This is a genomic window from Massilia arenae (assembly GCF_008014745.1).
In the GTDB taxonomy this organism is placed as follows: domain Bacteria; phylum Pseudomonadota; class Gammaproteobacteria; order Burkholderiales; family Burkholderiaceae_D; genus Telluria; species Telluria arenae.
In genome coordinates this window covers 33,643-57,531 of sequence record NZ_VPFD01000033.1, presented here as the reverse complement: position 1 = coordinate 57,531, position 23,889 = coordinate 33,643, and the positions used below count along the sequence as shown (strand labels likewise).

Sequence of the window (23,889 nt, the reverse complement as noted above, 5' to 3'; positions counted from 1 at the left end):
GGCCAGCGGCCACCGCGCCGCGCGGCCCCGGGGCCGCGCCGCGCGCGCCGGCCGCGAACTCACCGGTGTAGACATTGCGCACCGCGCTGCGCTGGCCGGCGGACGCCACGCCGGTGCGCGAGTTATACGAAGAACCGACCCGGCTGGCCCAGGCGTTGCCGCTCCAGGCATCGAAGCCGCCCGCGGCGCGGCCCACGCTGGCGCGATTGCCCCACTGCGAATAGATATTGCCCGTGTAGCCGGCCCAGCCACGCGCCCCCCAGGCGACGGCGCCGCCGCGGGCGCCATAGGCCGCGCCTCCCCATGCCGGCGCGGCCCAGGCGCCCCAGTAGGGATAGGCGCCCCAGCCCCAGCCGCAGGACGAGGTGGCCGCGCCCCAGGCCCAGCCCAGGCCGAAGGCCACCGCCCAGCCGGTCCAGGGCGTGTAGGCCACCGACGTGCCATAGCCATAGGTGACGGGCGTGCCATACCAGTAGCTGCCCATCCAGGGCTGGTAGGCATAGCCGGTGCCATAGACCACGACCCCGCTGCCGGGATCGACCAGCGTGCCCTGGTAGGCCGGGGTATAGCCGACCGTCACGCTGCCGTCCTCGACGCCATAGATGCGCACCGCGGTCACGAAGTACAGCGGCGACTCGGGCGGAATCGCATAGATCTCCGCCGGCACGCTGGTGGCCACCCGGTAGGGACCGGCGGGCGCGCTGGCGCTGAACCAGACGCCGTCCTGCACCGCGTAGTAGCTGGCCGGCCCGGCCTCGATGATGGTGGTGGCGGTATTGACGATGTAGCGCAGCGAGGTCCCGGCGATCGGCCTGAACTGGGGCGCGCCGTCGAACACCGGCGCCGGCAAGGTGGTCTGCGCGACCTGCACCGTCGCCGTCTGCGGAATGGCCGCCGCGATCGCCGCCTCGCGCGCCTGGGCGGTGCCGGCCACCGAGGCCTTCACGTTTTCCTTGGGGCTGTCGTCCGGAATCGCCGCGAAATCGGGCGGCAGCGCGGATGGCGCCACGTACTCCCAGGGACCGCCCTCGTCGGCGGCGCGGAACCAGCGGCCCGAGGCCAGCACATAGCTGCGGTTGTCGCTTGTCGACTTGAACATATTGCCGGTGGTGTTGTCGACATACAGCAGGCGGGTGCCGGCGATCGGGACGTAGCTCGGGGCGCCGTCGGTCACCACCAGCTCGGTCGGCGCGGTGGCGACGTAAATCGCCGGCGCCCCGGCGGCCAGGCGCGGCGCCGGATCGTCCGGCCCCGCCTGGCCGGTGAGCGGATCGGCCAGGTGCGCGTCCGACACCTGGCGCCAGGCCCGTTCGAGGTCGGCGCCGGGCGCGGCCAGCACGCTCCAACGGCCGTCCAGGGCCGGCGCGCTCATCCAGCCGTCGAAGATCTTGAGGTAGTGCACGCCGCGCGCGTCGCGCAGCAGCAGCGGACGGGTGTTGATCACGCGCTCGAGCGGCGACTCGGCCAGGCGGCGGTAGACCGGCGCGCCGTCGATGCTCACCAGGAGCGCCGGCACGGTGGAAAATACGAAGCGCGGGGGCGTGTTGCGCAGCGCCTGCCGGGCGCCCGCGCGGCCAGCACCGAGCACCTCCAGGTCTGCCTCCAGGCGATCGAGTTCAATCGTGCGTGAACGGCCTTCGAGTTCGGCGCGGATTGCCGCCTCCCATGCGCTCTTGTCGGCGGCGGAGGCGGAGGGAAACTCTGACTGCACGATACGGGCCCTGACCAGGGTCACGCTGCGGGTAACCTTGTCGACCTGGGTATCGGCCTCCAGCGTGACAACGCCATAGCGGGTGCGCGGCGGCTTGCCGGCGCTGGCGCCGACGGCGGCGCGCGCCTGCAGCCGCGCGCCATCCCAGGCGTCGAGCTGGGGCTGGTACATGGTCAGGGTGGTGGCGCCAGCGCGCACCTGGCGCGGCCAGGGCGCGGCTTCCGGCGTGGCATCGCCCTGGAGCGCCTGCGGGTTTTCCTGTAGATTTTCCTGCGGGCCTTGCGCAGCGCACGACACGCCGGCTGCCAGCACCACCGCCAGCAACAGAAGCGCGCCGGGCCTCATTGCAGCGCTCCCGCGGCCGGCGCAAACACGGTGCGCCAGGCGCCTGCCATGCCGGCCACGGTCCAGCCATCGCGCGCCGCGCGCATCAAGGCTTCCTCGGCGCCTCCGGTGTAGGCGTATTCGCGCTCGGCATCGTCGTGATGGATCAGCAGGCACATCGACGCGCCCGGTCCGCGCGCGCAATAATCGAGCATCTGGATATCGCCGTTGGCGTTCCCGGCGGCGAAGATGGGTCGCCGTCCGAGCCGGCTCCAGATGCGCACCGGCTTCATCGGCCCGTCGTCGAACACCTCGACCGCGGCGGTATGGACGATATCGCCCACGTCCTCGCGGTACTCGAGCGCGACCGAGCTGCCGACCACGTTCTCGGGCGGGATCCCGTACACCTCCTCGGTCACGGTGCGCATGAAGTCGCGCGTGCCGCCGCTGGCGATGCAGTTGGTGAAGCCGTGGCCGGCCAGGTAGCGCAGCAGCTCGGTCATCGGCGCATAGGTGCAGGCAAGATAGGGACGGCCGAGTTGCGGATGGCGGCCGCTGCGCAGGAAGTCGCCCGCCGCGCGCGCGAACGCGTCTGTCGTGAGGCCCACATAGCACTGCAGCAGGCCATCCACCATCGAATGCAGGTCGGCGTCGTCGCCCCGGTAGTGCTTCTCGATCGCGGCGCCCAGCCAGGCGTAGTCGCGTTCCACCACCGCCTTCCACGGCTGGCGCTCGGCCAGCTTTGGCTCGCGCCCGGCCATGCGCGCCAGCTGGCGGAACAGGAATTCGGACTGGATCGGGCCGGGCTTTTCGCACCACAGCGTGCCGTCGTTGTCGAACACGGCGATCCGGCCCGCCGGCGGCACGTGGGCGCTGGAGTCTTCGTCGGTCACGCGCCGCACGAAGTCGACGATCTCGCCGCGCGCGGGGCCGTCGGTCCAGGATGGCAGCACCGGTATCATCGTCGTCTCCTCAGCGCGGCACCAGCATGTGCCGCCGCAGCCATAGTTGATAGGGGACGGCCGCCATCAGGCCGACGATAACGAACAGCAGGACCGTCGCCCGCACCTCGTCGCCCAGCGAGTTGGCGCTGGCGACCAGCATCGCAATGCCGGGATGGCGCGTCGCGCTCGACAGCGCCAGCGCGACCCGGTCGTGCGGCTCCGGCCCTCCCAGCAGGTGACCGGCCACCAGGCCCGCCAGCACCACGGCCAGGATCACCAGCACCGTACCGTCGCCAACCAGGCGCGCCAGTTCGGGCGCCGATGTCACCAGCACCGGCAGGCAGGCCAGCGCCAGCAAGCCGACGGCGACATTGCCGACCACCGGCGCGGCGTGCGCCGCCGGGCCGGGCGCCAGCGCGCGCAGGCCCAGGCCCAACCCCAGCGGCACGAACAGCGAGACGAACACCAGTTGCGCCACTGCCAGCGGCGACACCGAGGCACGGGCGTCGAACAGCCAGGCCAGGATCGCCACTGCCGCCGGCACCGTCACGATCGACAGCACGCCGACCGCCACCAGCAGGCCATAGGCGTAGGGCTTGCGCCCGCCAGACCGGATTTCCCTGGGCAGTGCGACCGGCGGCAGGGGCGACACCGCCATCAGCACGATCGCGATCTCGACCGATTCCTTCAGCGGCAGCAGCGCTACCAGCAGCGCCGCCACCAGCGGCACCACGACCACCACCGCCAGCAGCGCGCGCAGCAGCAAGCGCGGACGGCGCAGCACGTACAGGCCGTCACCCCTGGCGATGTCCAGGCCGATGCTCAGCGCCAGCAGCAGCAGGCTCCCGTGCAGTGCCAGCGCCACCAGTTCGTGCAACATGTCCATGTATGGTCTCCCCAGCCGCCACCCGTCCACCAGCGCGCCGACCGTCCACCGATGTTAGCCGCGGCGAGCGCGCGGCGGCATTGGACCATGGTCCCAAGGAATAAACGTGTTGGACGAAAGTCCAATAGCGCCGGTGTCGAGGGCGGCGTTAGGCTGTGACAGCCCGCAGCGGGCGCCTGCATCGAATTGCCCCCATCCACTTCCCTATGAGGTCACCATGAAGGCACAACCAGGCAACACGAGACGCTTGCTGATGCCGACCATCCTGGGCGCCACGCTGGCGCTGGCCGCCTGCGCCGGCCAGCCCACCCGCGACGAGACCCAGGCCCGGGTCGACGCCGCCCAGGCCACCCTGAACAACTTCGTGCGCGATCCCGACATGGGCTGGTTCCGCGAACACGTCGGCCACGCCAAGGCGGTCCTGATCAGTCCCGACATCGTGCAGGCCGGCTTCATCGTGGGCGGCTCGGGCGGCTCGGCGGTCCTCATCGCGCGCAAGGGCGATGCCTGGGCCGGCCCGGCCTTCTACCGCATCGCGGCCGGCTCCATCGGGCTGCAGGCCGGCGCCCAGGCGTCCGAGATGGTGGCCCTGGTGATGACCGAGAAAGGCCTCAATTCACTGCTGTCGACCACGTTCAAGCTGGGCGCCGACGTGAGCGTCGCCGCCGGCCCGGTCGGCGCCGGCACCGGCGCGCCGCTCAATGCCGACATGGTGGTGTACACGCGCTCGAAAGGCCTGTACGGCGGCCTGAACCTGGATGGCACCGTGATCTCGGTCGACGACGGCCGCAACCATGCCTATTACGGCGCGGGGGCGACGCCGGTCGAGATCCTGGTCACACGCAGCGTCAGCAATCCCCAAGGCCAGACGCTGGCCCGAGTCGCGTCCGGCGCGGTCAACGGCGACGCTGGCGATCAGTAGGGGCGCGCCAGCAGGCGGCGCAGCTGGGCCGCCTGATAGGCGCCGAAGGTGTCGCCGAACAGGCAGCGGATCAAGGGGTCGTCGACCAACTCGGCGTCTTGCAGCGCTTGCTCGGTCCCGGGATCGAATACGGCGCCGTTGATGCGCACATACATCGAGGTCAGCGATTCTCCGAGCGTCAGCGCCGCATGCAGCTTGGCGGCCGGCACCTCCGTAGTCCAGCCGAGCGGGCCGGCATCGGCATCAGCATCAGCATCAGCATCAGGGTCAAGCAGGGCCGCGCGCTCACCGTCGAGGCGGTAGCGATAGTCGCGCGCCTCGCCCGCGTGGTCGAACACCGACAGGCGCCAGATGCGCGGCCGCTCGAAGTAGTCCGAGCCTGCCTCGGTCGCGCCGTAGCGTTCGGCCAGCCCGTGCAGGCAGTAATCCGTCACGATTGCCTGTTCCTCCGGCGTCAGGGGTGCGAAATGGCGGGCGATCTCGCCAGTCGACGGCGGCGCCGCATTGCCTTCGTAGACGTAGTCGACGTCCTGCTCGCCCACCGGAATGACCCAGTCCAGCGGCGCCGCCGGGTGCAGGCCGGCGGCATCGAGCCGCATCGACACCGAGGGATTCAGGCGCACCACCTGCGCCTCCGGCAAGGCCGCGCCCACCTCCTGCCCGAAGCGGTCGTAGGAGATCGGGAAGAAGGCGCGGTTATACCAGGACCACGGCTCCTGCTGGAACTGGCAGGAGCTTGGCACGATATAGCGCGGCGCCAATGCCCGCAGCTGGTCTATCCATTCTTCAGGCAGGCCGGGCGGCGCGGCGGCGTGGCGCGACGGCGCCAGCACCTCGAGCTCGCGCATCGTCTGGAACGGCCACAGCACCATGTCCCACGGTCCCTGCGCGACCAGCTTGGCCAGCGTGTCGTCGTCGATCCAGGAGTCGACCACGTTCAGCACGTTCATGCCGGCCGCGCGCACCTGGAACATCGAATCGACGTCGATATCCATCGCCTCGCGCGGGATGACGGTGAACGGGCCCACCTCGACCGCGCGGTCCAGCGCCAGCGCATGGACGTTCGTGAATCCCAGCTGGCGCAGCATGTCGAACAGCGCCTCGAACTGGCAATACAGGTAGATCGGCGTGGCGCGCTCCAGCAGGTCGAGGCTGTCGAGCGAGCAGTGGTCGTCGTGGAAGTGCGAGATGAAGACAGCGTCAAAACGCTGGCGCCGGATGGCATCCAGGTCGAAGCGCACGTCGGGGAAGGCGTGGCAGTTGCGGCTGAAGGGATTCTCGAAGATGGTATCGAAGGCGATACGGTTGCCCCCGCATTCGAAGACATACCCCGCATGCAGGATCCTCGATATCGTCAACTCCGTCATGTCCTGTGCCCTCCCCGTGAAAGGCCGGATTCTACACGCCGGCCGCCTGCCGCGGCCCGTCTGGCTGTAGAATCGCGTCTTTGCCCGGCCGCATCCCATGTCGACATCGCACTCCCAGCAGACTCACACGGAACTGATCCTCGGACTCGACGACCGTCCACCGCCCCTGCTCGGCATGCTGGCCGCCCTGCAGCACCTGCTGGCCATCATCGTCCCCATCGTCACGCCGGGCCTCCTGATCTGCCAGGCGCTGGGGGTATCGAGCCGCGACACCAACCTGATCGTCTCGATGTCGCTGGTGATCTCCGGCATCGCCACCTTCGTGCAATGCCGCCGCTTCGGCCCGTTCGGTGCGGGCCTCCTGATCGTGCAGGGCACCAGCTTCAACTTCGTCGGCCCGCTGATCGCCGGCGGCGCCCTGATGGTCAAGCAGGGCACGCCGGTCGAGGCGGTGATGGCGGCGATCTTCGGCGTCGTGGTGGCTGGCTCCTTCATCGAAATGGGCGTCTCGCGCGTGCTGCCCTTCGTCAAACGCCTGATCACGCCGCTGGTCACCGGCATCGTGGTGCTGATGATCGGCCTTACCCTGATCAAGGTCGGCCTGATCAGCATGGGCGGCGGCTATGCGGCCATGGCCAATGGCAGCTTCGCCAACGGCGAGAACCTGCTGCTTTCCGGCGTGGTGCTGGCCATCATCGTGATCCTGAACCGGGTGCCGGTGGTCTGGATGCGCAGCGCCGCCATCATCATCGCCCTCGCCGTCGGCTACGCGCTGGCCGGCTGGATGGGGCGCCTCGACTTCAGCGGCATGCACGAGGCGCCGCTGTTCCAGGTGCCCACGCCCCTCCATTTCGGCCTGGGCTTCTCGTGGTCGCTGTTCATCCCGATGATCGTGATCTACCTGGTCACCTCGCTGGAGGCGATCGGCGACGTGACGGCCACCAGCAAAGTATCGCGCCAGCCGGTCGAGGGGCCGCTGTGGATGCAGCGCATCAAGGGCGGCGTGTTGGTCAACGGCGCCAACTCCCTGCTGGCCGGCATCTTCAACACCTTCCCCAGCTCGATCTTCGCCCAGAACAACGGCGTGATCCAGTTGACCGGCATCGCCAGCCGTCACGTCGGCATGTGGATCGCCCTGTTCCTGGTGATCCTGGGCCTGTTTCCCGCCGTCGCGGGCGTGATCCAGGCGGTGCCGGAGCCGGTGCTGGGCGGCGCCGCCATGGTGATGTTCGGCGCCGTTGCCGCGGCCGGCATCAACATCCTGGCCAGCGTCACGCTCGACCGCCGCGCGCTGCTGGTGATCGCGGTATCGCTGGCGCTGGGGCTGGGCGTGTCCCAGGTGCCCGAATTCCTGGCCCATATGCCCGCCGCGGTGCGCAACGTGCTCGAATCGGGCGTGGCCACCGGCGGCCTGTGCGCGCTGCTGCTGAACTGGTTCCTGCCCGAGCAGCCGGCGGGCCCGAAAGAAGCGCAATGAACTGGAAGCGGCTGGTCAGGGGCTTGCTGGTGCTGCCGGTCGTGGCGGTGACGGCGTGGGGCGCACTTGCGCTGTGGTTCCAGCTGGCGCCGGCGCTTGCGCTGGCCATCGGCGGCGCCTGGACCCTGCTCGGCCTGGCCATGGCGCAGGTATTGGCGCGCGCGCCCGGCTGGCGCCACGAGCGCCGGCTGCTGCTGGCGGGCGCGCTGGCAGCGCTTGCAATGCTGGGATGGTGGCAGTCGCTCGCGCCGTCCCACGATCGGCCGTGGGCTGACGACGTCGCGCGCCTGCTCGAGTCGTCGGTCGACGGTGACCGCCTGGAGCTGCGCAATGTACGCGCCTTCGAGTGGCGCACCGAGACCGACTACACGCCGCGTTGGGAAACCCGGCGCTACGACCTGTCCCGGCTCGAGTCGGCCGACCTGGTCTTGTCCTACTGGATGGGGCCGCACATCGCCCACACCCTGGTGTCGTTCGGCTTCAGCGACGGCCAACGACTGGTGTTCTCGCTCGAGATCCGCAAGGAGCGAAACGAGGAATTTTCCGCCATCGGCGGGTTCTTCCGCAAGTTCGAGCAGGTGATCGTCGCGTCCGACGAGCGCGACCTGATCCGCACGCGCAGCAATGCGCGCGGCGAACAAGTCTATCTGTACCGGCTGCGGGCGACACCCGCGCAGCTGCGTTCGGTGTTGCTGGACTACCTGGCGCGCGCCGAGCGGCTGCGGCGCCAGCCGGAGTTCTACAATACCCTGACCAGCAACTGCACCACGATCCTGTTCGAACTGGCGCGCCAGATCGATCCCGCCCTGCCGCTCGACTACCGCCTGCTGGCGTCGGGGCACTTCGCCGAATACGCCTACGACCAGGGCGCGCTCACCCCGGGCCTGCCCTACGCGGTCTTGCGCGCTCGTGGTCACATCAATGCACGCGCGCAAGCTTCCGATACCAATGCGCACGACTTTTCGCAGGCGATCCGGGCCGGCGTGCCGGGCATCGCCGCACCAACTGTTCCCGATCAACTGTTGAAGATCAATAGGCGCTAACCCCTCATCGATAGAATCGACTCAGGTTCGATTTGCTCCTGCAACGCTGCCAGGAATCGATAAGGAAACGCAATGGTATCGGGTCGACATCCGCCACGGCAGCGCCAGCCTGGACCGGCACCCCAGGGCGGCGCCTTCGCCATCATGTTCGTGCCGTTGCTGGTGCTGGTGGTGGCATTCGCCGGCCTGGCGCTGGACATGGGCATGGTCTACAACCGCAAGGTCGAGCTGAGCGGCATGGCCAAGGCCGCGGCGCTGGCCGCCGCCAAGGAACTCAACGGCAAGAGCAGCGGCATCACGGCCGCCAGAACCCGTGCGCGCGAAGCCGCCGAGCGCTTCATCTACCGCTACAGCACCGCGATCGTATGGAACGATGCCGCGCTCAGCTTCGGCACCACGCCGGCGCACGGCGGCAGCTGGGTGGGCGCCGAAGGCGCCGGCGACGGCGCTGCCCACTTCTACGCGAAGGTGGATACCGCCCAGCTCGGCGCGGTGTCGGCCGGCATCAGCACCATCTTCATGCGCGTCCTCTCGGACAGCCTGGCCACCGTGGAAGTGGCCGACACGGCGATCGCCGGACGCAGCGGCATCAGCGCGCTGCCGCTCGCCATCTGCGCGATGTCGGAAACCCGCGCCAGCGCGCGTGTCAATACCGGGGTCAGCGCCGATGAACTGGTCGAGCACGGTTTCCGGCGCGGCGTCAGCTACGACCTGATGCAGCTCAACCCGCGCGGCACCACGGCGGCGCGCTACATGATCAATCCGGTCGTTCCGCCTGGCATGTCGAGCACCTCGCTCAATCCGACAATCCTGGGGCCTTTCGTGTGCACCTCCTCCCTCTGGATGCCGCGCCTGACGGGCGGCCCGATCCGGGTCTCGGCGCTGGCGCAGACGGCCCCGCTTGCCAACCTCGCCACCCAGCTCAACTCGCGCTTCGACGACTTCGGCCAGGACCTGTGCTTCCCCATCGGCGCACCGCCCGATACCAATATCCGGGCCTACACCTACGACACCGTGGGCGGCGCGCCGTGGATGTCTCCGGCCACCGGCCTTGCCGCCGCCCTGACCACCGACGAACGCGGCCGGCTCGAGACCGTGGCCGACCTGCCTCCTCCCGCCAGCGGCCCGCCCCCCGCCGACGCCGGCGCTTTCGGGCCGCTGTGGTCGTACGCCAAGGCGGTCAAGTTCTCTTCCTACACTGCCGGGGTTCCCGAGCCGTCCGGCGGCTACACGCCGTTCTCCACCGCCGATTGGCCCAATCTGTACCGGACCGGCATCTCCTCCAGCAACTATCCCGGCACGGGCCAGTACACCCCCTACAATCCGTTCAACACCATGAATCCGCCCACCGTGACGTCACCTGCGGGCACGCGCCTGAAATACGCGAGCCCGCTGCGGCGGGTGCTGTACGTACCGCTGCTGTCATGCGCGAGCGCAGCGCCGACCGGCGCCAACGTCGCGGCCACCGTGCTCGGTGTCGGAAAATTCTTCATGACCGTGCCGGCCACCAGCAATACCCTCATTGCCGAATTCGCCGGAGTAGCGTCCGAGCAATCGATCCCCAGCGCAGTGGAGCTCTATCCATGAACCTCAGACTTGCCTGGCGCGGATGCGCCCCAGGACGCCGCCAGCGCGGCTCCGCCGCCGTGGAATTCGCCGTGCTGCTGCCCTGCCTGGCCCTCGCGCTGGCGCCCATGATCTTTTGCGCGCGCTATATGTGGCATTACACGGTTGCGCAGAAGGCGGCGCAAGACGCGTCGCGCTATATGTCCATGGTACCGGTCGTCGAGATGCGCGCGCCCGCCCTCGCCGTCCAGGCCAAGGAGGTCGCGCTCGAGATCGCACGAAGAGAGCTGGGTGAGCTGGCGCCGGGCGAAGAACTGCGCGACGCTGACGTGCTGTGCGATAGCAACAGCTGCGGTTTCCGGGCGGGCACGGTGCCGCGCACGGTCAAGGTTTCGATCATGTTCTATATGCACGACCCCATCTTCCATACCTACCTCGGCCCGTGGGGCTTGCCGATCGAGGTCAACGCGGTGACGCCTTATGTCGGCAAGTGATCCATCCAGGCGGCATCCCCATCGCGCCCAGCGCGGTACCGCCGCGGTCGAGTTCGCGCTGCTGGCGTGGATCTTCTTCACGATCCTGTTCGGCCTCATCGAGGTCGCGCGCATGCTGTACGTCTACGGCACGCTGCAGGAAGTGACGCGCCGCGCCGCCTCGAGCGCGGCGCACGTGTACCCGACCGACAGCGCCGGCATCGCCCGGCTCAAGTACGCGGCGCTGTTTCGCACCGGTCCCGGCGAACTGCCGCTGGCGCCGCCGGTGTCCGACACCCGCCTGCGCATCGACTACCTGGCCCTGACCCGCGACCCGGACGACGATAAACTGAGCCTGGCGCCGGTCGCCCCGGGTTCGATCCCCAACTCCGCCGCCCGCAACCGGCAGGTCTGCATGACCAATCCGAATGCCGCGAACTGCATCCGCTTCGTCCAGGTCCGCGTCTGCGGCACCGCAGACGACGGCGCCGGCGAGTGCCCGCTGGTGCGCTCGCGCATGATGCTGCCGTTCGTCGACCTGCGCGTGCCACTGCACCGGGCGACCACGATCGTGCCGGTGGAATCGTTCGGCTACCAGCCCGGCGAATCCCCCTGCCCCTGCCCCTGAAAGGCTCAGCGCGCCTGCAGGGCGGCGATCCGCTCTTCGATCGGCGGATGGCTCGAGAACAGCGCCATCGCGCCGCCCTTGCCCGAAATTCCGAATGCGCTCATATTCTTCGGCAGCTCGCCTTCGGCCATGCCGCCCAGGCGGCGCAGGGCCGCGACCATCGGCTGCGACTGGCCCATGATGTTGGCGGCGCCGCAGTCGGCGCGGAACTCGCGCTGGCGTGAGAACCAGGCCACGATGATGCTGGCCAGGATGCCGAACACGATCTCGCACACGATCACGGTGACCATGTAGCCGATACCGGGAGCGGTGTTCTCTTCGTCATTCTTGCGCAGCATGCCGTCCACGAAGTAGCCGACGATGCGCGCGATGAAGATCACGAAGGTGTTGACCACGCCCTGGATCAGGGTCAGCGTGACCATGTCGCCGTTGGCGATGTGGGCTACCTCGTGGGCCAGGACGGCCTCGACTTCCTGCTCGGTCATCGACTGCAGCAAGCCGGTCGACACCGCGACCAGCGACGAGTTCTTGGTGGCGCCGGTAGCGAAGGCGTTCGGCTCGCCCTCATAGATCGCCACCTCGGGCATGCCGATGCCGGCGCGCTGGGCCTGGGCCGCCACCGTGTTGAGCAACCACTGTTCGGTCGAATTGGACGGCTGGGTGATCACACGCGCCTTGGTCGACCACTTGGCGATCGGTTTCGACAGCAGCAGCGAGATGAAGGCGCCGCCAAAGCCCATCAGGCCGGCGAACATCAGCAGCTTGGTCAGATCAAGGCCGTTCGAGGTGAGGAAGCGGTTCACGCCCAGCAGGCTGGCGGTGATGCCCAGCACCAGCATGATGCCCAGGTTAGTCGCGATAAACAAAAGAGTACGTTTCATGATGTCCTTCTTGGTACGGTTGCGGTAAAAAATGGGTTCAGGCGGCCTGTTCGGCGTCGTCGGCCACGATGCGCTGGACCAGCACCTTGGCGATGCGGCGCTCTTCCACGCTCAGGATGCGGTAGCGCAGGCCGTCGATCTCGATCTCCTGGCCCGGCTCCGGCATGCTCTCGAAGCGCGCCAGCAGGAAGCCGGCCAGCGAGGTGTAGTCGTCGTCGACGCTCACCAGGCCCTCGGTCTCCAGCACCTGCTCCAGCTGGTGCAGGTCGGCCGTGCCGATGACTTCCCACTCGCCGGGTCCCTTCGGCTGGATCGCCAGCTGCTCATCCTCGTCGGGGAATTCACCGGCGATCGCCTCCAGGATGTCGACCGGGGTCAAGAGGCCCTGGACGATGCCGAATTCGTCGGTCACCAGCACCAGCTGGCCGTGGGCGCGCTTGAGCGTGTCCATGGCCTTGAGGACGCCGGCGGTATCGGGCAGCAGGATCGGCTTCCGTATTGGACCATTGGGACCATTGGGACCATTAGGGCCATCGCCGTCGACGACGCCGTCGTCGATGCGCGCCTGCAGCACCAGCTGGCTGATCAGGTCCTTGGTGCGGGCGATGCCGACCAGGTTGTCGAGCTGGCCACGGCCGACCGGCATCCGGCTGTGCGGCGACTCCTGCAGCTGGCGCAGGATGTCGTCGGCCTCGTCGTCGAGGTTGACCCAGGACATCTCGGAACGCGGCGTCATGATCGAACGGATCGAGCGGTCGGCCAGGGTCAGCACGCCGCTGACCATATTGCGCTCCTCGACGCCGAAGGCCTGTGCTTCTTCCTGCTCCTCGTCGTGGGCATCCGGCTCGGCATCCTGGCGCCGCTTGCCGCCCATCAGGCGCAGCACGGTGTCTGCGGTGCGGTCGCGCAGCGGCATGCGCGCCTCGTTCTTGAGGAAGTTACGGCGCGCGAACTGGTTCAGGGCTTCGATCAGGATCGAGAAGCCGATCGCCGCGTACAGATAACCTTTCGGGATGTGGAAGCCCAGGCCCTCGGCCACCAGCGACAGGCCGATCATCAAGAGGAAACTCAGGCACAGCACGACCACGGTCGGATGTGCGTTAACGAAGCGGGTCAGCGGCTTGGACGCCAGGATCATGACACCGATCGAGATGATCACGGCCGCCATCATGACGCCCAGCTCATCGACCATGCCGACCGCGGTGATCACGGCGTCGAGCGAGAATACGGCGTCCAGCACCACGATCTGCACGATTACGGCGCCGAAGCTGGCATACACCTTCGACTGGGTGTGGACGTGGGTCACGCCTTCCAGGCGTTCGTGCAGCTCGACGGTGGCCTTGAACAGCAGGAACACGCCGCCCAGCAGCAGGATCAGGTCGCGCCCGGAGGGCGACCATGGTCCCAGCGCGAACAGCGGCGTGGTGAGTGTCACCAGCCAGGACACGATGGTCAGCAGGCCCAGGCGCATCAGCATGGCCAGGGTCAGGCCGATCAGGCGCGCCTTGTCGCGCTGGTGCGGGGGCAGCTTGTCGGCCAGGATCGCGATGAAGATCAGGTTGTCGATGCCCAGGACGATTTCCAGGACAACGAGTGTGAGCAGACCCGCCCAGATTGCCGGGTCGAATAGCCATTCCATGGTATTACCTCGTTATTTTGCTAAATGTGTGTCGCGGCCGCGATCGCGGGCACGGCGGCGCAGTCGGGTGACGTGCGCCGCGATGCGGGGATCGTGATCGGCCAGGGGGCGCCGCGCAGGCGGCGAAACAGGCCCTCAGGCCATGCGCGGGGGTTTTAGCGGTGGAAACGAGGAGTGATTGGCGCGTGGCGGCGCCGGGGGCGCGATCGCGCCTCCCGGGGCGCCGTCCACTTGCAGGCCGAGGTCTTCGTAGACGGAGTCGTGGACGTCGGCGCCGGCTGGCGGTTCGTCGGGATCGATCTCGCAGCCGGCCTGGCAATCGTAACCGCCCGACAGGTAGGCATCGGCGAACAGGGGCACCGCCGCATCGGTTTCGAGCGCAGCAGTATGGATGAGGACTTCGGAGGGTGTGACGTGTTCCGTCGCGCCGGCCGGCTGCATCGCGGATGCGGCCATGGCCAGGGCAAACATATTCAGGGGGAGCAGCAGGGTCAGGCAGATGACGAAAAATCGTCTCATATACGCAGCGAGAGTCGGAACGGCGTCAGTATAGCATGCGTTCGCCCAGCTCCGCCCTGCCGCGCATAGCGCGCCGGCGTCACCCCCACCGCCAGCCGGAAACGCCGCGTGAAATAGCCCTGGTCGGCGTAGCCCACCAGCGCAGCCACGACGGTCACGTGGCAGTGCGGCTGGCAACGGCACCCATGGCACCTTGAACGATGCGCCTTGTCATACAGGTGACATGTCCCGGCGCTAGACTGGGACGGTTTCCCGGTGCGGTTGTACACGAAACGGTCATTCATCCGTCGACGCTGCACTCGGCGGATTTCTTTTTTCAAAGGATGACACCATGTCCACCGTCCAGGCTACCGACCTTTCCCAGCGCGTGCAGCGCGACCTTACCGACAGCTACGACGAAGAGCTCGAAATGGAACTCGACGACCGCGACCTCGATCCCGAAACGCTGCTGCCCTCGCCTACCCGCAGCGAGCAGGAGAAGGAAGCCCGTCGCCAGTATTTCCATGAGCTGTTCCGTCTGCAGGCCGAGCTGGTCAAGCTGCAGGACTGGGTCGTGCACACCGGCCACAAGGTCGTGATCCTGTTCGAAGGCCGCGACGCCGCCGGCAAGGGCGGCGTCATCAAGCGCATCGCCCAGCGCCTCAATCCACGCGTGTGCCGGGTGGCCGCGCTGCCGGCGCCGAACGACCGCGAGCGCACCCAGTGGTACTTCCAGCGCTACGTCTCGCACCTGCCGGCGGCGGGCGAGATCGTGCTGTTCGACCGCAGCTGGTACAACCGCGCCGGCGTCGAGCGCGTGATGGGCTTCTGCACCGACGCCCAGTACGAGGAATTCTTCCAGACGGTGCCGGAATTCGAACGCATGCTGGTGCGCTCGGGCATCCAGCTGATCAAATACTGGTTCTCGATTTCGGACGAGGAACAGAACGCGCGCTTCCTGAGCCGCATCCACGATCCGCTCAAGCAGTGGAAACTGAGCCCGATGGACCTGGAATCGCGCCGGCGCTGGGAAGAATACACGCGGGCCAAGGAAATCATGCTCGAGCGGACCCATATTCCCGAAGCGCGCTGGTGGGTGGTCCAAGGGGTGGACAAGAAGCGTGCGCGCCTGAATTGCATCCATCACCTGCTGCAGCAGATGCCCTACGTCGAGGTCGAGCGCCCGGTGATCGCGCTGCCGGAACGTGAATATCACGACGATTATGTGCGGCGGCCGGTGCCGCCCGAGATTATCGTGCCGGAAGTGTTCTAGTCCACGGCCGGCGCGCAGCCGGCCTGTGGTCGGTCAGAGAAGCGGAGCGACGAATTTCTGTCCAGGAACTGTTCTTTTTGCTAAGCTTCAGATCGGTTTGCCGCGTGGCGATCCCATCACGCCGGCCTCCTGGACTTGACCGATGACCTTGCAAGAACATCCTGAGACAGATCTCCCTACGCGGCTGGACGACGACGATGCAGCGCTCGAAGCCTTGCGGCAGCACAGCGTCGGCATGGGCGGCCCCGCCAGCGGACCGGACTGGCAACGCCAGGTGCGGGCCCTGTACCGGCGCGGCATCTCGATCGAGACAGCGCTACAATTCCTGTATGGCGAACGCCCGAACCGGCAGGTGTTCGAGACCTGGCTGCTGGCAACCGGCCGGCCGCAGCCGGCCGTCCCGGATGCGGCGGCTTGCATCGAGGATGGCGCGCTGTCGGAGGCCCAGCGCGCATTCTGGGACCGCCATGGCTATCTCGTGCTGCCGGGCGTCGTCCCGCGCAAGCAGTGCGAGGCGGCGTGCCAGGCGATCTGGGACTTCCTCGGCGCCAGCGCCGACGATCCCGGCTCCTGGTATCGCGAGCATCCCGGCAAGCGCGGCATGATGCTCGACTTCTATGACCACCCGGCGCTGGCGGCCAACCGCGCCGCGCCGCTGGTGCGCCGCGTCTGCGAACACCTGTACGGCAGCACGGCGATCTACCCGTCCATCGACAAGGTCAGCTTCAATCCACCCGAGGACGGCGGCTCGCGCTTCCAGGGCAGCCCCCTGCACTGGGATGCGAGCCTGTCCCTGCCGATGCCGTTCCGGCTGCAGGGATTGCTCTACCTCGGCGATTGCGGGCCGCTCGATGGCGCCTTCCACTGCGTTCCCGGCTTTCACCGGCGTCTGCCGGAATGGCTGGCGCGGGTGCCGGCAGGCGTCCATCCGCGCGACTGGGCGCTGCGCGACCTGGAGCCGATCCCGGTACCGGGCCAGGCTGGCGACTTCACCCTGTGGCACCAGGCCCTGCCCCATTGCGCCACACCCAATCGCGGCAAGCTGCCGCGCATGGTGCAATACCTGACCTACCTGCCCGACACCATCGACCATCAAGCACAGTGGATCTGACCATGAACGACACGACGAAGACCGAGCGAGCCGAGGCCGGCACGAGTGAACTCGCGCGCCTGCGCGCGATTGCCCGCGCCATCCTGGCCACCGGTTCCGACCTGCACGCGGCCATCGGGCCGGTCCAGGACCTGCGCCAGCTCGCCGAACGCCTGTCCACCATGCAGAGATCGGTGCAACGCAATATCTGCGACGGCGAGAGCTGGCTGCCGTCCGGGCTGGCGGTGTCGCCGCTCACGGCCGCCCTGTGTGCGCACGAAGTATTGCGCAGCGCCGCCTTCATCCAGGGCGCGTCGCGGGCCATGGAACAGGCGGCAAGGCGCTGCGAGGGACGTCCGGTGCGGGTGCTGTACGCCGGCTGCGGACCGTTCGCCTTCCTGCTGCTGCCGCTGCTGGCGCTGTGGTCGACGGAGCGGGCGACCTTCACCATGCTCGACATCCATGCCGACGCGCTGGCGCCGGCGCGCAGGCTGGTGGCGGACCTCGGCCTGGATGCGGGCGTGACGTCCTGGATCCAGGCCGACGCCGCCACGATCCGGCTCGACCCGGCCGCCCTGCCGGACGTGATCGTCAGCGAAACCATGAGCGCGGCTCTGAAGCGCGAACCACAGGTGTCGATCGCCCGCAACCTGCTCGCCCAGGCCCCGGGCGCATTGATGGTGCCGGCCTCGGTGCGGGTCGACTGCGCGCTGAGCGAACGCCCGGACGCGAGCACCGTCTGGCGCGACAGCGTCCGCCTGGGTCAGGTGTTCGCTCTGGACGCGGCCACCGCGACGGCCTGGGACGCCGAAGCGGACGACGCGCTGCCGGCGGCCACGTTCACCATTCCGGCCGACGTCGCGCCGCTCACCACGCTGCGCCTGTTCACGGACATCACGGTCTTCGACGGCATCGGCCTGACCGGGGGCGACTGCAGCCTGAACACACCGCGCTACCTGCCGGGCAAGCCGCTGTTCGCCGCCGGCCAGAAGGTGCGCTTTTACTACCGCCTGGGCGCCGACCCGGGCCTCGACTACGCCGTGCTGCCGGGCTGACGGCGCCCATGCGCCGAAGCCGGCCTTGTCATTCGGCGCAAATGCCGACCGGCCTGCGCGCCGGCAGCCTTACCTGCGCCACCAGGCCGCCTTCGGGATGGTTGCGCAAGTCCAGTCGGCCGCCGTGCGCCTCGACGATGCCGCGCGCGATGCCCAGTCCCAGCCCCATGCCGCCATCGTTGCTGTCGCGCCCATGGGCCAGCCGCACATAGGGATCGAACAGGCTGGCCAGCGCGTCCTCCGGCACGCCCGGCCCGTGGTCACGCACCTCGACCACCACGCTGCCCGGCTCCTCACGCACCGCGATGACGGCCCGGGCGCCATAGAACAGCGCATTGTCGAGCAGGTTGCCCAACGCGCGCTTGAGCGCCAGCGGCTTGCCGCGCACCGTGATGCCGGACGCCTGGTAACCCACCTCGTGGCCGGCCAGCTGGGCGCTCTTGACCATCCGCCCCAGCAGCGCGTCGAGGCGAATATCGGCCGGATTCTCGTGGATGTCGCTGTCCTTCACGCACTGCAGCGCGCCCTTGACCATCATGTCCAGTTCATCCAGGTCTTCCTCGAAATCATTGCGCAAGGCATCGTCGTCGAGCAGTTCGGCGCGCAGCTTCAGGCGCGTGATCGGCGTGCGCAAGTCGTGCGAGATCGAGATAAACAGGCGTTCGCGGTCCTCGATGTAACGGGCGATGCGCTCGCGCATGGCCCCGAATGCGCGCGCCGTGTTGACGAATTCTCGGCTGCCGGTTTCGGGCAAAGGCGGTGTGGCGTCGTCGTGGCCCTGGCCGACGGCGGCGGCGGCATCGGACAGCGCCGCCAGCGGCCGCGTGATCGAGCGCACCACCAGCAAGCAAAGCAGCAGCACCACGGCCAGCGACAGCGCCTGCGGCATCAACCGGTCCCAGCTGAACGGGTCGCTGCCGCTCAGGAAGTAAGGGTTGGGCATCAGCGCCGCCATGTACAGCCAGTTTCCCGGTTCGATCTCGGTCTGGATCACCAGGATCGGCGCCGGATCGGGCTGCAGCAGCAGCACGTGCTGGACCCAGGCATTCGGCAGGTCTTCCAGGCGCACGTCGTGCTCGGCCACCACCAGCCGGTCGGGCCAGGCGAAGGCCAGCCGGAAGCCCGGCGAATTCGGCAGGTCGCTCTTGAGGGTCGCAGCCACCGTGGCGATCGCCTTGTCGGCCAGCGGATGCGGCGCGATCTGCTCGACCGGCACATAGGCATGGTTCAGGTTGACGAAGAAGCGCGTGCCGCCCATCTCGCGCAACTGCTGGATGATCAGCGCGCGGTAGGCCGGCGGCAGGCTGCGAAAGAAGCGGATCGCGCCGGCCGCGCTGTGCGCCACATATTTGGCAGCCGACTGCGTCTCGACCTGCGACTTGTAGCGCAGCTGGCTGGCCCAGATCGCGCTGGCCGCGATCTGCGTGACGAGCAGGCCCGCCGCCATCACCAGCATCAGGCGGCCCAGCAGCGAGGCCGGCACCAGGCGCCGCAGAAGCCCGTCAGACACTGGACACGCTGACGTCGGCCGAGAACACATAGCCGGCGCCGCGCACGGTCTTGATCAGCGCCGGCTGCTTGCCGTCGTCGTTCAGGCGCAGCCGCAGGCGGCTGACCTGGACGTCGAGCGAGCGGTCGGTCGGGCCGACGTCGCGCCCACGCGTCTCCTCACACAGCAGGCCGCGATCCAGGACGATGCCGGGATGCTCGACGAAATACTTCAGCAGCTGGAAATCGAGCCCGGTCAGCGCCACCTGGGCGCCGTCGGAATCGAGCACCTTGCGCTCGGTGAGGTCGAGCGTGAAACCGACGAAGCGGTAGTAGCGCGCAGCAGGCGCCTCTACCGCCGAACGGCGCAGGATCGCCTTGATGCGGGCCAGCAGCTCGCGCGGGCTGTAGGGCTTGGCGATATAGTCGTCGGCGCCCAGCTCCAGGCCTACGATGCGGTCGGTCTCGTCCGAGCTGGCGGTGAGCATGATGATCGGCACATTGGAGCGCTGGCGCACCTGGCGGCACAGCATGAAGCCGTCGGTATCGGGCAGCATCACGTCCAGGATCACCAGGCACAGGCCGTCGGCCTGGGCGTGCAGTGCGGCCAGGAAGCTCTCGCCATCATGCGACAGGATCACCTCGTACTGGTTCTTTTCCAGGTAGGTCTTGAGCAGTTCCCGGGTCTTCTGGTCATCGTCCACGATCAGTATCTTGCGCACCTGCCACTCCAAGAGGTTTGAGATTGAATAGCCGGAACAGCGCGCCGAGGCGGCGCTGGGCCTGGGACGGCGGCACGCGGTCGTCCAGGAAGAAGCGGTGCACCTCGGCGATGATGGCGTCGCGGCTCGCTTCGTCGAGCGCCATGCGGTGCACCAGGCTGGGGGCCTGCACCGCGGCGCCACGCGCGAACACGGTCCACGACTGGCGCGCGCAGCTGTCCATCGTGTTCGGGTCGGCGTCGCGCCGCACCGGCACCCCGCCCTTGAGCGCATTGAAGCTGGCCTGCACGCTTGGGGCCACCATCAGCCGCGCCATCTTTTCCTGGGCCGCCATCTGGCGATAGTCGCCCGCGAACATGGCCAGCGTGTCGACGCTGTACAGGTGGTAGCCGGCGGTGTCGGGCGCGGCGGCGCAGCCGAAGTCGCGGTCCGGCAGCGCCTTGAACTCGCTGAGCTCGGCCTTGGCCCAGTCGCCCATGATCATCATGCCGGCCTGGCCGCGCGCGAAGCGGCGCACCACCTCGGGCCAGGGACGCTCGTCGATCTCGTCCTGCAGCCAGCCCTTGATGGTGCGCAGGCGCAGCAAGGCCTCGTGGGTGCGGCGGTCCGCCGCCGCGGCCGGGCTGCGCTGTACGAACAATTCGCGGTAGAAGGCAGGCCCGCTTTCGGCCAGCACCAGGTTCTCGAACAGGGCCGCCACCTGCCAGGCCTCGCTGCTCTGGGCCAGCGGCGCCACGCCAGCCGCGCGCAGGCGACGCGCCACCTCCTCGAACTGGCGCCAGGTGACGGGCGGCGTCAAGCCGAGACGGGCGAACAGCGGGCGGTTGTAGTACAACGTATTGACGCGATGAATGCCGAGGGGCGCGGCCACCACGTGGCGGCGGTGGACGACGAGCTGCTGGATGGTCGGGAACAGGAAGCCGGCCCAATCGCCAGAATCGGCGACCTTGTCGAGTTCGAGCAACAGGCCCAGGTCGGCCCATTCGGCGATCGACGGGCCGATCAACTGGGTCACTTCAGGCGCATCGCCGGCCAGCACCCTGCCCTTGAGGACCTTGCCGGCGCCAAGGCCGGCGCCGCCGGGAATGGCGGCGTCCTGCCAGGCGATGCCCTCGTCGGCGAGCCGGGTCGCCAGCATGTCGGCGGCCTTGCGTTCGCTGGTCGAGGTCCACCAGTGCAGCACTTGCAGGCCAGGGCCCGGCGTGGCGACAGATGGTGCGGCGGCGCAGGTGCAGGCCAGGGCCAACGCCCATCTCATGACACCAGGCCAGGCCACTTTCTTCATCGACGCCATCACCCACGATCCCGCTGAAAGCACCGATTATAACAAGGCCCTTAGCGCCGTTCGATACTGGCGACGTGGCCCATCCTGCCGTTGCGGTCGAAGGCGGCGGCGCGGATCGTGCCATGCGCCGCGATAGGGCCGTTCACGACCGGGCTGCTCGCATTGGGCATGCTGCCATCGGCCGTGTAGCGCAGCACCATCCCGGGCAAGACATGGTTCACCCTCACCTGCCCGCCCTCCTCGATCATCCCCGGCGGCGCGATGCGGTAGGCGACCTTCGAGCCATCCAGGTCGAGGCGCGGCAGCACGCGCTGGCCGAGGGCGTTGACGAAGCCGGTCCAGGCGGCACGGTGCAGCAGGTCCGCTTTCGCCGCATCGTTCTCGCGGGCCCAGGCCGGATCCGCCGCCCATCCGCGCTCGGCCACCGCCACCAGGCGCGGCATCACCAGGTAGTCGATGCGGCCTGGATCGAGCACGGTCTCGACGAACAGATTGGCCTGCAGGCCGCGCACGCGGCGCTTGCCGTAGTCGGTCAGGCGGTCCTTGCCGATGCGCGCCGCCTCCGGCGCATTCTTGTTGATGTCGAGCGGGATGAAGTCGTGGACGGTGTCCAGTTCCACGTAGGCGCCCCAGTTCACGCCATGTTCGTCCGGATTGGCGTTATGGGCCATGTCCATATACATGCGCGTCACCGGCGTCAGCACGATGTCGTAGCCGGCATTGGCCAGGCGGTAGGCCAGGTCTTCGTTGCCTGTGGTGTTATTCCACACATAGGCCGAGAAACCGCGTTCCGGGAAACGCGGATTCGGGATCAGCTTGGGCCGGCCGTCGAGCATCGTCTGGCGCGCGGCCAGCTCCTCCCAGCCCGACATGAACACGCCATGCTTGCGCAGGATGCCATCGACACGGTCATAGAAATAATCCCACAGGTCGACCACGGTTTCCAGATTGTGCTTCTTCATCATGGCGGCGCTGACGGGCGATTTTTCCCAGGCGCCGTGGGCCAGCTCGTCGCCGCCCATGTGGATGGTCGACAGCGGCACACCGGCCTCGCGGTGCAGCTTGACCACCTCGTCCACCACGTGCTCGATGAAGGTATAGCTCGACTCATGGCCCGGGTTGATCACGTTGTCGCCGAACAGCTGCGGCGAGTTGTACACCGAGCGGTCTTCGAGGTCGCCCAGCAGGTACTTCGCGTAGTCCGGATCGCCGGCCGCCTTCAGGCGGTGGTAGCGCGATTCCATCGCCTGCACGGCGGCGCGGGCATGGCCCGGCATCTCGATCTCGGGGATCACCTCGATGTGGCGCGCCTGTGCATAGCGCAGGATGTCCTTGTACTCGTCGCGGGTGAAGTAACCGCTGCCGCTCGGGTTCTTCGGGTCGGGTCCTGAGCCATAGGCCGGTTGCAGGCGCACGCCGGGCTTGGCGACATGGCCGCGCACGGCGCCGATGTCGGTCAGCTCGGGCAGGCCGGCGATCTCGATGCGCCAGCCTTCGTCGTCGGTCAGGTGAAAGTGGAATTTGTTCAGCTTGAAGCGCGCCATCAGGTCGAGCCACTTGAACACGGTGTCCTTGCCATGGAAGTTGCGCGACACGTCCAGCATGAAGCCACGGTAGCCGAAGCGCGGGGCGTCGACGATGGTCAGTTCGGGCAGCGCCGGCGACTTCGTCCCCGGCAGCGGCATCAGGTCGCGCAGCGACTGCAGGCCGTGGGCCACGCCGGCCGCGCTGTTGCCGACAATGGCGATGCCGCCATTGACCGCAATCGTCAGGCGGTAGGCTTCGGGCGAGGTCTGGCCGGGCACGCTGCCCACGGAGAGGCGCAGCGCGGGACCGCCGCTGGCAGGCAGGTCAGCCGCGAACAAGGAGCGCGCCAGCGCAGCCTCGTTGGCCAGGTTCGATGGTGCTTCCACCTTCGGCTTGCCCTTGAGCGCCAGCGCGCCCTTCCCGGCATCGAGCTGCAATGGCGTCGGCAAGACTTTAGGCACGGCGGACGCGGGCAGCAGCGCTGCGCGCGCATTACGTTGATACGTATCCTGCGGGGTGACCAGCGAATGCGGGCTGTCCTTGACGCCGGCTTGCGGCGGCTGCGCCAGCGGCACCACGCTGTAGGCAAGCGCGACACCGGTATCCGGCGCGGCGTCGTACACCAGGTAGGGGCCGGACGGCGCCTTCGACGAGGTGTAGACCGAATCCGAGTGCTGGTAGTCGAAGGCGATCGTCTGTCCCGCCGCCAGGCCCTTGAAGCCGGGGCCGGGATACAGGCGGAACAGGCCGCCGGCGATCTGCTCGAGCAAAAGGCCGTTCGACTGCACGCCCTTGGGCATGCGATCGATCGCATTGAAGTACAGCGACCATCCCTGGGCCGGCAAGGCCTGGGTGTCGCGGTTGGTCAGCGTGAAGCGCGCCGGCGATGTCCCTTTCGGCAGCTGTGCACTCGCCACGGGACGCTGCAACTCCCACTGCAGGTGCAGCTTCGCACCGTTCGCCACGGCGCCGGCGGAGGTCGCCGCGGCCGGTGCTTCCTGCGCCGTTGCCGGCAGCGCGAAGGCCATCATGGCCACCATCAGGGTCGACGCCACGGCGCCGCCAACCATCTTTGTCTTGCCCAAGAGTG

21 protein-coding genes are annotated in these 23,889 nt (G+C 68.2%); 9 read left to right on the top strand and 12 right to left on the bottom strand.

The window, feature by feature from the left end; all coding sequences use genetic code 11:
* From FVD38_RS23325 to FVD38_RS23315, 3 genes are all read right to left on the bottom strand, one after another.
* The coding region (locus tag FVD38_RS23325; protein ID WP_147936996.1) for an autotransporter at positions 1-2,056 on the bottom strand (2,056 nt) is incomplete at its 3' end.
* The gene (locus tag FVD38_RS23320) at positions 2,053-2,997 is read right to left on the bottom strand and encodes an HAD family hydrolase (RefSeq protein ID WP_187271684.1); all 945 of its coding nucleotides are present in this window, start codon (positions 2,995-2,997) and stop codon (positions 2,053-2,055) included. The genes FVD38_RS23325 and FVD38_RS23320, both read right to left, overlap by 4 nt.
* 10 nt (positions 2,998-3,007) lie before the next feature.
* Positions 3,008-3,865 (bottom strand): Na+-dependent transporter, encoded by an 858-nt coding sequence (locus FVD38_RS23315; RefSeq protein ID WP_147936995.1) that lies wholly within the window; start codon positions 3,863-3,865, stop codon positions 3,008-3,010.
* Between the two features lie 217 nt (positions 3,866-4,082).
* Between FVD38_RS23315 and FVD38_RS23310 the strand changes: the two genes are divergently transcribed.
* On the top strand, positions 4,083-4,787 hold the full coding sequence (locus tag FVD38_RS23310) for a lipid-binding SYLF domain-containing protein (protein ID WP_147936994.1): 705 nt from the start codon (positions 4,083-4,085) through the stop codon (positions 4,785-4,787).
* Here FVD38_RS23310 and FVD38_RS23305 read toward each other — a convergent pair.
* Positions 4,781-6,154: an MBL fold metallo-hydrolase gene (locus FVD38_RS23305; protein WP_147936993.1), complete on the bottom strand. Its 1,374-nt coding sequence runs from the start codon at positions 6,152-6,154 to the stop codon at positions 4,781-4,783. The two genes, FVD38_RS23310 and FVD38_RS23305, sit on opposite strands and share 7 nt — an antisense overlap.
* Positions 6,155-6,251: 97 nt before the next feature.
* Here FVD38_RS23305 and FVD38_RS23300 point away from each other — a divergent pair, with 97 nt between their 5' ends.
* The 5 genes from FVD38_RS23300 (at position 6,252) to FVD38_RS23280 (ending at position 11,341) form a co-directional block, all read left to right on the top strand.
* On the top strand, positions 6,252-7,631 hold the full coding sequence (locus FVD38_RS23300) for a nucleobase:cation symporter-2 family protein (RefSeq protein ID WP_147936992.1): 1,380 nt from the start codon (positions 6,252-6,254) through the stop codon (positions 7,629-7,631).
* Positions 7,628-8,674 carry an Lnb N-terminal periplasmic domain-containing protein gene (locus tag FVD38_RS23295; RefSeq protein ID WP_147936991.1) on the top strand — a complete coding sequence of 349 codons (1,047 nt, stop codon included), beginning with the start codon at positions 7,628-7,630 and terminating at the stop codon, positions 8,672-8,674. Before FVD38_RS23300 ends, FVD38_RS23295 begins: the two co-directional genes overlap by 4 nt.
* Positions 8,675-8,746: 72 nt before the next feature.
* Positions 8,747-10,261 (top strand): pilus assembly protein TadG-related protein, encoded by a 1,515-nt coding sequence (locus FVD38_RS23290; RefSeq protein ID WP_147936990.1) that lies wholly within the window; start codon positions 8,747-8,749, stop codon positions 10,259-10,261.
* A complete protein-coding gene (locus FVD38_RS23285) occupies positions 10,258-10,734 on the top strand; it encodes a TadE/TadG family type IV pilus assembly protein (RefSeq protein WP_187271683.1) in 477 nt (158 codons plus the stop codon). The genes FVD38_RS23290 and FVD38_RS23285 overlap by 4 nt, the downstream gene beginning before the upstream one ends.
* Positions 10,721-11,341, top strand: a complete 621-nt coding sequence (locus FVD38_RS23280; protein WP_147936988.1) for a TadE/TadG family type IV pilus assembly protein — start codon at positions 10,721-10,723, stop codon at positions 11,339-11,341. The genes FVD38_RS23285 and FVD38_RS23280 overlap by 14 nt, the downstream gene beginning before the upstream one ends.
* Before the next feature lie 5 nt (positions 11,342-11,346).
* Here the strand turns inward: FVD38_RS23280 and htpX are convergent, their stop codons facing one another.
* From htpX to FVD38_RS23260, 4 genes are all read right to left on the bottom strand, one after another.
* Positions 11,347-12,222, bottom strand: coding sequence for a protease HtpX (gene htpX / locus FVD38_RS23275; RefSeq protein ID WP_147936987.1), 876 nt, complete (start codon positions 12,220-12,222; stop codon positions 11,347-11,349).
* Between the two features lie 37 nt (positions 12,223-12,259).
* Entirely contained in the window at positions 12,260-13,861 is a 1,602-nt protein-coding gene (locus FVD38_RS23270; RefSeq protein WP_147936986.1) for a TerC family protein, read from the bottom strand.
* A 135-nt stretch (positions 13,862-13,996) separates the two neighbouring features.
* Positions 13,997-14,380: a hypothetical protein gene (locus tag FVD38_RS23265; protein WP_123068098.1), complete on the bottom strand. Its 384-nt coding sequence runs from the start codon at positions 14,378-14,380 to the stop codon at positions 13,997-13,999.
* The gene (locus FVD38_RS23260) at positions 14,377-14,664 is read right to left on the bottom strand and encodes an AraC family transcriptional regulator (protein WP_147937000.1); all 288 of its coding nucleotides are present in this window, start codon (positions 14,662-14,664) and stop codon (positions 14,377-14,379) included. The genes FVD38_RS23265 and FVD38_RS23260 overlap by 4 nt, the downstream gene beginning before the upstream one ends.
* 47 nt (positions 14,665-14,711) lie before the next feature.
* Here FVD38_RS23260 and ppk2 point away from each other — a divergent pair, with 47 nt between their 5' ends.
* The 3 genes from ppk2 to FVD38_RS23245 all read left to right on the top strand — a co-directional run bounded on the left by ppk2 (position 14,712) and on the right by FVD38_RS23245 (position 17,777).
* Positions 14,712-15,632: a polyphosphate kinase 2 gene (gene ppk2 / locus FVD38_RS23255; RefSeq protein ID WP_147936985.1), complete on the top strand. Its 921-nt coding sequence runs from the start codon at positions 14,712-14,714 to the stop codon at positions 15,630-15,632.
* 142 nt (positions 15,633-15,774) lie between these two features.
* Complete coding sequence (locus FVD38_RS23250; RefSeq protein WP_147936984.1) at positions 15,775-16,743, top strand: phytanoyl-CoA dioxygenase family protein; 969 nt, start codon at positions 15,775-15,777, stop codon at positions 16,741-16,743.
* A 2-nt stretch (positions 16,744-16,745) separates the two neighbouring features.
* Entirely contained in the window at positions 16,746-17,777 is a 1,032-nt protein-coding gene (locus FVD38_RS23245; RefSeq protein ID WP_147936983.1) for an SAM-dependent methyltransferase, read from the top strand.
* Positions 17,778-17,805: 28 nt separating this feature from the next.
* Here FVD38_RS23245 and FVD38_RS23240 read toward each other — a convergent pair whose 3' ends face one another.
* The 4 genes from FVD38_RS23240 to FVD38_RS23225 all read right to left on the bottom strand — a co-directional run bounded on the left by FVD38_RS23240 (position 17,806) and on the right by FVD38_RS23225 (position 23,884).
* A complete protein-coding gene (locus FVD38_RS23240) occupies positions 17,806-19,317 on the bottom strand; it encodes an ATP-binding protein (protein WP_147936982.1) in 1,512 nt (503 codons plus the stop codon).
* The gene (locus FVD38_RS23235; RefSeq protein ID WP_147936981.1) at positions 19,280-19,987 is read right to left on the bottom strand and encodes a response regulator; all 708 of its coding nucleotides are present in this window, start codon (positions 19,985-19,987) and stop codon (positions 19,280-19,282) included. Before FVD38_RS23235 ends, FVD38_RS23240 begins: the two co-directional genes overlap by 38 nt.
* A complete protein-coding gene (locus FVD38_RS23230; RefSeq protein ID WP_229493935.1) occupies positions 19,959-21,245 on the bottom strand; it encodes an ABC transporter substrate-binding protein in 1,287 nt (428 codons plus the stop codon). Before FVD38_RS23230 ends, FVD38_RS23235 begins: the two co-directional genes overlap by 29 nt.
* Before the next feature lie 77 nt (positions 21,246-21,322).
* Entirely contained in the window at positions 21,323-23,884 is a 2,562-nt protein-coding gene (locus FVD38_RS23225; RefSeq protein ID WP_229493933.1) for a family 20 glycosylhydrolase, read from the bottom strand.
* Between the last annotated feature and the right edge of the window lie 5 nt (positions 23,885-23,889).